Annotated in this window: 10 protein-coding genes, 1 tRNA gene and 1 pseudogene; 9 read left to right on the forward strand and 3 right to left on the reverse strand. The window is 63.4% G+C overall.

Features of this window, described 5'->3' with window-relative positions; all coding sequences use genetic code 11:
- A pseudogene (locus SO139_RS43810) lies at nt 1-485 on the reverse strand (glutamine--fructose-6-phosphate transaminase (isomerizing)); the annotation flags it as partial.
- Nucleotides 486-715: 230 nt separating this feature from the next.
- On the opposite strand from SO139_RS43810, the gene SO139_RS43815 reads away from it, so the two are divergent.
- Nucleotides 716-934 carry a hypothetical protein gene (locus SO139_RS43815; RefSeq protein WP_449384670.1) on the forward strand — a complete coding sequence of 73 codons (219 nt, stop codon included), beginning with the start codon at nt 716-718 and terminating at the stop codon, nt 932-934.
- Nucleotides 935-940: 6 nt separating this feature from the next.
- On the opposite strand, the gene glmU is transcribed toward SO139_RS43815, so the two are convergent.
- A complete protein-coding gene (glmU, locus tag SO139_RS43820) occupies nt 941-2,296 on the reverse strand; it encodes a bifunctional UDP-N-acetylglucosamine diphosphorylase/glucosamine-1-phosphate N-acetyltransferase GlmU (RefSeq protein WP_449384669.1) in 1,356 nt (451 codons plus the stop codon).
- A gap of 183 nt (nt 2,297-2,479) precedes the next feature.
- On the opposite strand from glmU, the gene SO139_RS43825 reads away from it, so the two are divergent.
- Together SO139_RS43825 and SO139_RS43830 are read left to right on the forward strand one after the other, a co-directional pair.
- A complete protein-coding gene (locus SO139_RS43825; RefSeq protein ID WP_498541987.1) occupies nt 2,480-3,889 on the forward strand; it encodes a hypothetical protein in 1,410 nt (469 codons plus the stop codon).
- 97 nt (nt 3,890-3,986) lie between these two features.
- Nucleotides 3,987-4,367 carry a hypothetical protein gene (locus SO139_RS43830; protein WP_449384557.1) on the forward strand — a complete coding sequence of 127 codons (381 nt, stop codon included), beginning with the start codon at nt 3,987-3,989 and terminating at the stop codon, nt 4,365-4,367.
- Here the strand turns inward: SO139_RS43830 and SO139_RS43835 are convergent.
- Entirely contained in the window at nt 4,327-5,886 is a 1,560-nt protein-coding gene (locus tag SO139_RS43835; RefSeq protein ID WP_449384558.1) for a glycoside hydrolase family 17 protein, read from the reverse strand. The two genes, SO139_RS43830 and SO139_RS43835, sit on opposite strands and share 41 nt — an antisense overlap.
- A 335-nt stretch (nt 5,887-6,221) precedes the next feature.
- On the opposite strand from SO139_RS43835, the gene SO139_RS43840 reads away from it, so the two are divergent.
- From SO139_RS43840 to SO139_RS43865, 6 genes are all read left to right on the forward strand, one after another.
- A complete protein-coding gene (locus tag SO139_RS43840) occupies nt 6,222-6,800 on the forward strand; it encodes a beta-1-3, beta-1-6-glucan biosynthesis protein (protein ID WP_449384563.1) in 579 nt (192 codons plus the stop codon).
- Nucleotides 6,801-7,030: 230 nt separating this feature from the next.
- Nucleotides 7,031-9,700, forward strand: coding sequence for a glycosyltransferase (locus tag SO139_RS43845; protein ID WP_449384559.1), 2,670 nt, complete (start codon nt 7,031-7,033; stop codon nt 9,698-9,700).
- A 333-nt stretch (nt 9,701-10,033) separates the two neighbouring features.
- A tRNA-Lys gene (locus SO139_RS43850) sits at nt 10,034-10,109 on the forward strand.
- Nucleotides 10,110-10,579: 470 nt separating this feature from the next.
- On the forward strand, nt 10,580-10,906 hold the full coding sequence (locus SO139_RS43855) for a hypothetical protein (RefSeq protein WP_449384560.1): 327 nt from the start codon (nt 10,580-10,582) through the stop codon (nt 10,904-10,906).
- A gap of 3 nt (nt 10,907-10,909) precedes the next feature.
- Nucleotides 10,910-11,236, forward strand: a complete 327-nt coding sequence (locus SO139_RS43860) for a hypothetical protein (protein ID WP_449384561.1) — start codon at nt 10,910-10,912, stop codon at nt 11,234-11,236.
- 3 nt (nt 11,237-11,239) lie between these two features.
- Nucleotides 11,240-11,581: a type II toxin-antitoxin system mRNA interferase toxin, RelE/StbE family gene (locus tag SO139_RS43865; protein WP_449384562.1), complete on the forward strand. Its 342-nt coding sequence runs from the start codon at nt 11,240-11,242 to the stop codon at nt 11,579-11,581.
- Nucleotides 11,582-11,773: the final 192 nt, after the last annotated feature.

An 11,773-nucleotide genomic window follows, 5' to 3' on the forward strand; every position in this document is an offset into this window, starting at 1 on the left:
AAGATGAAGCCGAGCGCGAACGCGCCGCGCAGCCGGCGCAACGCGAGCTTCACCGCCTCGACCGGCTTGTTGCCACGGGTGAGCAGATCGTCGACCAGATGCAGCACGATCTCGGTGTCGGTCTCAGTGCGGAATACCGTGCCCTTCGCCTCGAGCTCCTCGCGTAGCTCGCGGAAATTCTCGATGATGCCGTTATGGACCACCGCGACGCGTTCGGTGGCGTGCGGATGGGCATTGTGCTCGGTCGGCTTGCCGTGGGTGGCCCAGCGGGTGTGACCGATGCCGGTCGTCCCTTTCAGCGGATTGTCACGCAGCCGTGCCTCGAGGTTCTTCAGCTTACCTTCGGCGCGGCGGCGCTCCAGGTGATCGCCTTCGAGCGTGGCAACACCCGCGGAGTCGTAGCCGCGATATTCAAGCCGCTTGAGCGAATCCACCAATTGCTCTGCAACCGGTTCGAGCCCGAGAATGCCGACAATCCCGCACATGCGGATCAATATCCCCCAAATCGTCGAAAAATCATCAAAAGGACACCCGCAGTGTTTAACGAAGTTCCTGGGATGGCCGATACTCAATAATTATTGCGGATTGCGACAGCACAAAATGCACGCAGCCTTAATGCAGCGATCCGCGGCTTGGGTTCGTTCGCCTTTAACCGCGCGCATTAACCGGCTGTCAACAGATTTGGCCAACGATTCCTCGCGTGGAGATCAAGGCCATGAAGCGCTCGTCCGACCGCAAAGGTCTGTCATCGATGTATGTGCATGCCAGCGAAACCACTGGCACGCACCTGGCGCATTGGCCGCCGCCGCAACGCGGCAAGGAAAGCAAACCCGTCTTCATCAAGCACGCTGCCGGCGAGCCCGTGAAGCGCGCCAAGCCGCGCGGCTGGCGTCTGACCCGCGCGATCTTCTCCGAATTCGCGGAGGACGAATAACGAAGCTCAATCTTTGGGCTTCTTTGCACCCGTCTTCATTTCGCGATAGCGCGCCGCGCCGCCTTCGCGGATGGTCTGCTGATTGCGTTCCAGTGCCATCGCATCGTCAGGAACGTCTTTCGTTATCACCGAGCCCGAGCCGATATAGGCGCCGTTGCCGATTTTGACGGGCGCGACCAGCGAGGAGTTGGTGCCGACGAAGGCGCCCTTTCCGATCAACGTTTTATGCTTGCCGAATCCGTCGTAGTTGCAGGTGATGGTGCCTGCACCGATATTGGACTTGGCGCCGACGATCGCATCACCAATGTAGGCGAGATGATTGGCTTTCGCGCCCGCCTCAAGCGTCGCGGCCTTGGTCTCCACGAAGTTGCCGATTTTGGCACCTTCGCCAAGCGAGCTGCCCGGCCGCATACGCGCGAACGGACCGACGGACGCGTTCTTGCCAATCGAACTCTGCACGATGTGCGAGAATGAATGGATGACAGCACCGTCGGCGATCGACACGCCCGGACCGATCACCACGAAGGGCTCGATCGTGACGTCCTTGCCGTAGGTCGTGTCAGCGGCAAGGTAGACAGTATCGGGCGCGATCAGCGTGACGCCGGCTTCCATCGCCGCGTTGCGCAGTCGCCCCTGCATTACGCTTTCTGCTTCAGCCAGCTGCGCCTTGGTGTTAATGCCGCGCACTTCGTCCTCACCGGTCTCGATCACGACGGCCTCCCATCCCTGTTCGCGGACGATCCCGACCGCGTCCGTCAGATAATATTCGCCCTTCGAATTCGCATTGCCGATCTTGTCGAGGATCGCCAGCGCGCGGCGCCCGTCCAGCGCCATCACGCCGGCGTTGCACAGCGTGATCTTGCGGTCTTCAGCGCTCGCATCCGCGTGCTCGCGGATCGCAACCAGACGATCGCCTTCGACGATGAACCGGCCGTAGCCCGTCGGATCGGCGGCACGAAAGCCGAGCGCGGCAAGCGCCGCACCGCTCGCGAGCGGCGCGCGCAGCCGCTCGAACGTTTCGGCCGAGATCAGCGGCGTGTCGCCGAACGCGATCAGAAGATCATCTGCGCCGCGCGCAATCGCCTCGCGCGCCGCCAGCACCGCATGCGCGGTGCCAAGCCGTTCGGGCTGCACGAAGGTGAGCGCGTCGGGCCGGATACGCCGCGCTTCATCCGCAACCGCTGCATGCTCGGGCCCGATCACCACCGCAAGCGACGTGCCGGTTCCATTCGGAGCGGCCGCCAGCACGTGGGCGAGCAGCGGCTGCCCCGCGACCGGATGCAGCACTTTTGGCAGGCTCGATCGCATGCGCGTGCCTTCGCCGGCGGCGAGTACGATCGTGAGGCTGGAGCGGGCGGTCATCGATATTTCCAGTGATTCCAGTGTCGGCCGAATCGCTTCCGATTGGCGCGAGGTGCTTGCGCGTCGTCATAGAGGCGTTTTGCTACCCCCGCAAATGCCCGGAATTCAAGTGCATCCCGCATTTCCTGTTAATGTTCCCTGATTGATTCGGGGAAGCTCGACGGGGCTGGGCACTTAACGATCATGGCAAAGGATTCCGACCCACTGGCCGGCGTCTTCGAGACCAGGGATTCCGGCGGTCTTCTCGCCGGGCTCCTGGCTGAGGAAAACGAGTTCGATCGCCGCATGATGTGGCGGCTCGGCTCGTGGGGCGTCGGGGCCGTCGGCGCCGTGGTGATCGCAGTGATGGCCAATCAGGCGCAGCTCGGCTGGCGGCGCGACCAGATCGCAGCCGCCGATCTCACGCGCCAGACCGACCGGCTCCAGATGCTGACGAGGGAGAGCCAGAGCGAAGCCCGCAGGCTGGCATCCGCGATCGAGACGCTCAACACCGATCGCGACCGGCTTTATTCGCGCGTCACGGTCTTGGAGCAAGGGCTCGATTCCGTCACCGGCGCAGTGGCAAAGCAGAATACAGCGCCGCCGCAGACGCCCGCAGCCAAGCCGCAGGAGACGGCGGCGGCCACCGCGCAACCGATGCCCTCACCTTCGCCCGCTGCGCCAAACGTCGCGCCGGTCGCCTCGACGCCTGCGGCGGGCGACAAGGCGCGCGCGGACGCCGCCAAAGAGCCCGCCAAGGAACTGAACAAGGACCAGAGCAAGGATCAGGCCAAGCAGCAGGCCGCTCCGCCGCCCCAGACCGCTGCTGCGGCATCGCTTGTTCCGCAATTCTCAACATCGCCTGCCGGGCTGCCAACCATGCCGCTGATTGCGTCCAAATCGGTGATGGCGCCGCCCGATCCCAGCGCATCCAAGCTGGCCCAGCCGGAAACGGCAGACAAGTCGGATAAGGCTGACAAGGCCGACAAGACGGAGAAGTCGGAAAAAGCCGAGACGCCAAAGGACGACGCGGCATCGCCGACCGAGGTCGCGGCGACAACTGCCGCTGCTGAGCCCGAGGCCGCTGAGAGCGAGCCGCCAGCGCCGGCGATATCAGTGCAGCAGACCCGCTTCGCGGTGGATCTCGGCAGCGCCAACTCGATCGGCGGCCTGCGCGCGCTATGGCAGGGCCTGATCAAGTCCAACCCGGAGATCGCCAACCTCCGGCCGATCATCATGATCAAGGAGAGCAAGACCGGTGCCGGCATGCAGCTCCACCTCGGTGCCGGTCCGCTGGTGAATGCGGCCGCCGCTGCCAAGATCTGCGCCGGTCTCATCGAGAACGAACGAGCCTGCGAGACCACCGTGTTCGACGGCCAGCGGCTGTCGATGCGCGGTCAGGACGCATCGCCCCAGCAGGCCTCTCCACAGGCCGAGACGCTGCCGCCCCCCGCCAAGCCCGAGAAACCGCAGCACCGGCGGAGCTACTCTTCGAAGCGCGCCAAGCGTGAGGAACCGCCGCCACCTCCGCCGCCAGCGGCCCCACCGCCGCCCAAGCAAGAGACGACGGCCGCCTCAACCATATCCTCGTTCTTCAGCCGAAACAAAAACTGAAGTTGAGTCAGTCCGTTATCGCGAAACTCTGAGGCAAATTCGCAAGGCCTTCGCCTTACCTGTTGCCCGCATCCGCCTTCCCGACCATATTGCCCCCATGAAGAAGAAACCGTTCCGCCTCACGCCCTACCAGGTGCAGTTCCTGCTCGTGGTTGGCTTCGTCACCGTCGGCTATGCGCTCTACCTGCGCTATCTCGCCGTCGAGTTCTCGCAAGTCTCGCTCGCCTGCGACGCCGGCCTGCAGACCGTGATCTGCAAGGCGCGCGCGACCGCGACAGTGCTGTTCAAGAACTCGGTATTCGGCATCGTCGCGCTGGTGATCGCGACGCTGAACCTGATGCGGCCCTCGATCGTGCTGTTGACGCTGGGCGTGGTCGCCGCAGGTCTCGGCATCGTGCTCTACAACATCGTGCTGTCGGGGATCGCGATCGGGCTGCTTATTCTGGGCTTTGCGCGGCCCGCGCCCGCCACAGCGTAAGCGCGAACAACAGATACATCGCGCAGGTCCATAGCGACTGCCAATTGTCGCGGCCCTCGTTGATCAGCACATAGGCCGCCGACAGCGCCAAGAGGCCGGCAAAGATCGATTCCGCGAGCGGACGCACGCCGGTCTGGGGGCGGTTCAGCATCAGAAGTGCAAACGGCACCACCGCCATGGTCAGCGAGGCGAACGGAAAATCGCGGTAGCGGGGATCGAACACGAAACCGAGCGCGGTCTCGCCCGCGATCACGGCGGTCACCGCAAGCGTTAGCCCAAGCGCCGCGGTTAGTTTTGACCATTTCCGCGCCTCGCGCGGACCCAGGATATCGAGGAACGTCGGCAGTCCCCGCCCCGACACTAGCGCTTGCGCGCAGAAGATCGGCGACAGCACGCCGGCGGCAAGGAGCGCGCCCCATTGCAGCCAGCCGCCCCAGCCGTAGCTCTCATAGTACATCTTGTCGAAAGCGATCCCGAACAGCATGCCGGCTGATGTCGCCGAGATGCCGACGCCGAGCCACGCCGAGAACCGCGGCGTCCAGGGTCGCCGACGCAAGGTCAGGCCCGCGACTGCGAACACCAGCACGCTGACGGCCATGCCGGCGCCCATGTACCATTTCCAGTATGGGAAATTGCTGATCGGCTCGCCCGGCGGGTATTTGAGCTGACGGCGGACGGAATCGATGAAGCCCCAATAGCCACCGACGGTGCCTTCGATCTGGCGCTTCCAGGGCTGGTCATAGGCCTCGATCAGGTTGACCCGAAAGCCCTGCGCCTTGGCGAGGGTCAGGATCTCCGACACCACGCGCGCCTGGTTGGTGCGCGAGGGGAGCGCGCCTTCGCGCATGCGCCCTTCGCTCGGCCAGCCCGTTTCGCCGATAAGGATCTCCTTGCCCGGAAAGGCAACCGCCATGCGCTGGCGGATCTGCTCGACATGGCCGGCCGCGAACTTGGCACGGATCGGAAAATCCTCCCAGTAGGGAAGGATGTGGATGGTGACGAAGTCGACGGCGTCGTAGACCTCGCGATTCTTCAGCCAATATTCCCAAACGTCGGCATAGGTCACGGGAACGGTAACCTGAGCCTTCACCGAACGGATGATCGCCACGAGATCGGCCGTGGTCATCTCGCCGCGCAGCAGCACCTCGTTGCCAACCACGAGCGAGGTGATGGTGTCGGGGAATTCCTTGCTCAAGCGGACTGCGGTCGCGACCTGAGAGAAGTTCTTGGAGCGGTTGCTGCCGAGCCAGATGCCCTGAATCACCTTCAGCCCACCGACCTTGGTGGCGACCGCCGGCACCTGATCGAGCCCATTCTCGATCGAATAGGTGCGAACGCAGTCGGTGATCTCCTTGAGCTGTCGCAGATCCTGCTCGAGTTGGTCGGCCCCGATATGCGTCGAGGGGTCGAGCGGCGTCTGATCACCGCGGAACGGCGCGTAGGAGACGCATTGCAGCTTGGAACTGGGATCGATGGGCGCGCGCGCCAGCGTGATCGGCGTGGCCAGCCACCACCACACGGCAGCAATCGCACCCAACGATAAGAGCAAGAGCGCCAGTGGCGTACGAAGAGTAATCGGTTCCGTCCTCCGCGAAGGGCCCGTCGATTACCTGCTTGCAGGCCGTCTGCCAAGGGGCCAATACCGACAATGCGGCAATTGCACCTGCCATCCCGTCCCATTCGCCTGCGGCTCTTCGACCGGCGCATAGCATGGTGACTTTGCTGGACAAAGCTTGAAATACCAGTCATGGGATTCAACGGGACTTTTCCGCCGCATTGGAGACCCATTTGGACGGCATCACACCGCGCGTCCGTGGAGGTCTCGCGCGGGCGGCCAGAGAGATCGGGGAATTTATGCGGCGACGGGTGCTTGAGTTAACGAATGCGGTCCTGCGGCATGTTGCCGTCCCCTCCCTCATCGTTCTGCTCGGCCTTTCAAGCTCGCTTGCCCAGAGCGGCTCTCCCCAGGACCAGGGCAAGGCGGCCGCCACGACACCAGCTGACGCCGCCAAGGACGCCAACCAGAACCAGCGCCGCACCGACGAGTTCGCCGAGGCTGCCCAAGCCATCAACGGCCCGGCCGGAAACCCCGAATGCGTCTGGCTCGGCCGCCGCGTGGTGCGGCTGATGTGGCGTGATGATCTCGATACCGCCTTCCGCCATCTCGATCTCTACGACCGCTTCGGCTGCCCCGGCGGCCACATTCAGGCGGCGTTCCGCTGCCTGACCCGCTTTGGCGGCCAGATCGATCCCAAGGTCGCCGAGACCCTGGACAGCCGCGTGCACGCCTGCTGGATCAATCCGGCGGCGCAGCCCCAGCAGGCGGCTGCCGCGGCGTCCCAACCGCCCGCGCCGACGACCGGCACTTCGCCGCAGCCGACTGCAAGCCCTGCGCCTGCCGCGAGCCCCTCGCCCGCCGCCCCCCAAAAATAGCCGCGATCACTTCACCCGCCGTTCAGGAACGATGGGCGATACCGGCGATTGGCACTGCTCGTGCTTTTCAGATCGTCGGTGCCCTCAAAAGGCCATGCCGCTAAACGACACGGCGTCATGACAGTTGTGAAAAGGCGTGGCAGAGGTATGTTCCGTTTGCCGCGGACTCGGTCGGATCTCGGGGTCGGATCCGCTTCCCTGCCATCTCAGCCCCAATTGGTTTAGCCGCGATGCGTGCCATCGTTGCCGTTCTGTTGCTCGTGTCCGCACTTCACGCCGGCCTGTGGGGAGTCCTGCGCGACAAGGAGCCCGCGCCGGACTTCAAGGGTCTGTTGCCGAGCGTGTCCTATGCGCCGTTCGAGGGATCGGCCCACCCCGACATCGATAACATTCCGACCATCGAGAAAATCCGCGCCGACCTGAAGACGCTGTCGACAATGACGCGCGCCATCCGCCTGTATTCGTCCACTGGCGGCGTGGAGCTGGTGCCGCCGATCGCCGCGGAGTTCGGCCTCAAGGTCATGGTCGGCGCCTGGATCGACAAGAACGACGAGCGCAACCAGCGCGAGATCGAGGCCGCCATCAACCTCGCCCGGAAGAACAGCAACGTGATCGGCGTCGTCGTCGGCAACGAGGTGATCTATCGCGGCGAGCAGAAGGTCGAAGACTTGATCGACATGATCAAGAAGGTCAGGAGCGCGGTTCGCGTGCCCGTCACGACCGGTGAGATCTGGAACATCTGGCGCGACAATCCGGACCTCGCCTCCAATGTCGACTTCATCGCCGCCCACGTGCTGCCCTACTGGGAGAATTTCCGCTCGGATCAGGCGGTCGACCAGGCCGTCGACCGCTACAACCTGCTGCGCAATCTGTTCCCCGGCAAGCGCATCGTGATCGCCGAATTCGGCTGGCCGAGCGCGGGCTACAATCTGCGCAACGCTGACCCCGGTCCGTTCCAGCAAGCGCTGACCCTGCGCAACTTCGTCAGCCGCGCCGAAGCCATCGGCATGGAATACAACATCGTCGAGGCGATCGATCAGCCTTGGAAGTTCTTCGAAGGCGGTGTCGGTCCTTACTGGGGCATCCTCAACGCCAGCCGCGAGCCGAAATTCTCGTGGACCGGCCCGGTCGAGAACCCCGACTACTGGAAGCTGATGACGATCGCGCTGCTCGTCGGCATCCTTCTCTCGCTACCGATTCTGCGGCTGGAGCAGCCCACCGCCAGGCAGGCGTTCCTGCTGTCGGCGACTGCGAATGGCGTCGGCGCCTGGGTCGCGACCGTGTTCGCTTATTGGGCCGGCCACTATTTCCTGTTCGGCTCGGCCTTCGCGCTGACGCTCGGCATGATCCTTCTTGTTCCTCTTGTGCTCATTGCGATGGCGCGGATCGAGGAGATCGCCGCGGTCGCCTTCGGCCGGCCGCCGCGCCGGCTGCTCGCCAAGGGCAAGCCGGTCGAAGGCGTCCCCGAGAACTATTTCCCGAAGGTCTCGATCCACATTCCCGCCTATTACGAGCCGGTCGACATGCTCAAGCAGACGCTTGATGCGCTGGCGCGGCTGAACTACCCGAACTACGAGTGCGTGGTCATCATCAACAACACGCCCGACCCCGCCTTCTGGCAGCCGATCCAGGATCACTGCCGCGCGCTCGGCGAGCGCTTCAAGTTCATCAACGCCGAGAAAGTGCAGGGCTTCAAGGCCGGTGCGCTGCGCATCGCCATGGACCGCACCGCGGCGGATGCGGAGATCATCGGCATCCTCGATGCCGACTATGTCGTCGATCCGGACTGGCTGAAGGATCTGGTGCCGGCCTTTGCCGATCCGCGTGTTGGCCTCGTGCAGGCGCCGCAGGATCACCGCGACGAAGACCTGTCGATCATGCACTACATCATGAACGGCGAATACGCCGGCTTCTTCGACATCGGCATGGTCCAGCGCAACGAGTTCAACGCCGTCATCGTGCACGGCACGATGTGCCTGATCCGCCGCGCCGCGATGGACATGGCCGGCGGCTGGTCGAGCGACACGATCTGCGAGGACAGCGATCTCGGCCTTGCGATCCAGGAGCTCGGCTGGACCACGCACTACACCCGGCACCGCTACGGCCAAGGCCTTCTGCCCGACACCTACGAGGCGTTCAAGAAGCAGCGCCACCGCTGGGCCTATGGCGGCTTGCAGATCGTGAAGAAACACTGGCGGCGCTTCATGCCCGGCGCGAGCCGACTGACGCAGGACCAGAAGCGCGAATACGGCCTCGGCTGGCTGAACTGGCTGGGAGCTGAAAGCCTTGGCGTCGTCGTCGCCCTCCTCAACCTCGTCTGGGTGCCGATCGTCGCCTTCGCCGACATCGCAATCCCCGACAAGATTCTGACGCTGCCGATCATCGCCGCCTTCGTGGTCTCGCTCGCGCACTTCCTGTCGATGTACCGTCTGCGTGTCGCGGTGAGGCCCGGCCAGATGCTGGGCGCCATGATCGCCGCCATGAGCGTGCAGTGGACGGTGTCGCGCGCGGTCGCGCAAGGGTTGATCACCGAGCACATCGCTTTCGCCCGCACCTCCAAGGGCGGCCTATCGCGAATGTCGATCGAGTTCCAGGCGTTCTGGGAAGCCGTGATCGGCGCGCTGCTGCTGATCGGCGCCGGCGTGCTGGTCGCCTCCAACAGCTTCCGACAGATCACCGAGATCTACATCTTCGCTGGCGTCCTGGTGCTCCAGAGCCTGCCGTTCCTGGCGGCGGTCGCGATCGCCATCCTGGAGCTCAGCCGCATCAACTCGTTCCAGTTCTGGCGCGACAGCGCCGTGCGCGCCGCCGAGCTGATCGGCCTGCGCCCTGTCGCGCTGCCGAGCCCCGCCGGTTCCTCGCAGCCGGTCGCAAGCGAGGTCCGCCGCGAGGCCAACTGAGCGCGGCCCGCGGCCGACTGAAGCGCGCCGGTCGAGGCTCCGCGGTGGACGGCCTCGTTTCTTCGGCGGGGATGACACGCAGCCGGCAAGTTGAAAATTCCGCTCTAACTGGCGGAAACACTGCGCGAATCCCTGCCCCTGCCGCGATCTGCGGCAACCGCGCACGCTATTGACCTCAGCGGCCGCTCACCCTACACAGCGCGGGCCGAAAGCATGATCCGGAAATTGCCTTACCGGTTTTCCCCGCGACAAGCGTTAAGTTGCGGCAAGACATGCTTCTCGAATGTCCGAAGGCGATGGCGACCGATCCGCGAAGCCATCAAGCGGCCATGGGAGCGCGTAGCTCAGCCGGTAGAGCACGTGACTTTTAATCACGGGGTCCTGGGTTCGAGCCCCAGCGCGCTCACCAAGCTAAATCAAAGACTTAAAGCCAATTTTGACACACCAAATCACAGCGCGATTTTGCGCCATGCACACACTATGCACACATCGCGAGGCCGGCCATGACGGTTCTTGCGATTGTCGGAGGCGCGTTGCTTGTGTTGCTTGCCCTGGCGGCGGCACTCGTCGCGATCGTCGCGAAACAGCTTCGGAGGTCCCGGAGGTGTCGACTGAGACCATAATTGACGAGTTGGCCGCGGATCAGACTCCGGTTGTGGGGTCGGCGTCTATGGCTTCAAGCTGTTCACAGACCTGCCAGTGGCGGGATCGCCCGTGCACGCATCTGCACCGGACAGCACAAATCACAATTGTACCGTTTTGGTGCGCATTTCGTCGGGCGTCCTTACGCTAAATTCATCAGCCGCGTTGCAGATTTGGGCCTACGCAGGCGTTGTGCTTGTGTTACGAGTCCCTAGATCCCCGATCGCAGGCAGATTGATGGCGAAGAGCAACAAACGGCAGCCGATCCCCAGCCGCCGCCAGGGCGTTCCGCCACTTCCCCCGAGCCCGCCCGCTGGGGCCTCGCAAATTGTACTTGGTTACAATCCCCAAGGCCCCAAGGAACCGATCGATATCGTCTCGACCAAGGAGGCATGGAGCGAGTTTACCCTTGCCGACGGCACTGTGTTGCGCGCCAAAGCTGTTGTGCTGGACGTGCGTAAGATGGTCGACCAATATAATCAGGATGGAGAGCCGATCTACGAGATGCAGTTGACGATGGTCAATCAAGCTCGGGTTCCGGAAGACCTGAAAAAGAAGAGCTGAGGGATGAGCGCAAGAACAGCTGAGCGGGAGGTCGCGGCACATGCGGTGAGGGTCGTTCCCGTTACCACAAGCGTTCCCGCGTTTGGCGGAACACACTTTCTGACGTCTTTCAACGCAGGCGGATACATAAGCCAGCCGCAGCATGGAACGATGACCGGTAACGTCACCATCTCGAACGTCACGTTAGGTTTCTCGTTTGCTATCCATACCGCTGGCGGCAGTGTGTACGATTCGGATTTTGTTGCAGACATTTTGGCGGCAGATGCCGCCGAGCCCGAAGCGAGCTTCGACAACGTCGTAGACATGCTGGAATGGCTAAATCGCGATTAGTCCATGCCGGAGAAGCCAAAGCGGAACCACGCAAAGTGGCAGCTCGCATCTGGTTTCAAAGATTCCTGGGCTCGATTCAAGACAGACGGCATCAGCGAGGCGATGACGGAATTTGATCGCCGCAAACGATCAATTCCTCCGACTGCCCTGCCTGCAAAGATGAAGGACCACAAGCTAGACGGTCCCTTCAAGGGCTTTATGGAGTGTCATCTCGCGGGCGACGTCCTTCTGATCTATAAGCCGCTTCCCGGCGGCGCCATTAAACTACTTCGCGTCTGCACTCACGCAGATCTCAAGGGCCCCAAAGCGAAGGTGCTGGCAAAGCAGTTGAGGAACGAGGAGTAATAGCTGCCGCGGCAGCTACGACGGGCAGTAGACCGGTCGCTCCTTCAGCCACCACGGATCGATAATTTGCGAGGTGCCCGCGCTGCCGCTTTGATCGTGGCATGCGTAGACCTGCTGTAACCCTCCGGTGCAGGCCGCGGGTTAGCTGCGTTTGGCGCGCTTGCCTGCCCATTTTTTGGCGAGGGCCTCAAC

It is taken from the genome of Bradyrhizobium sp. UFLA05-89 (genome assembly GCF_059803475.1).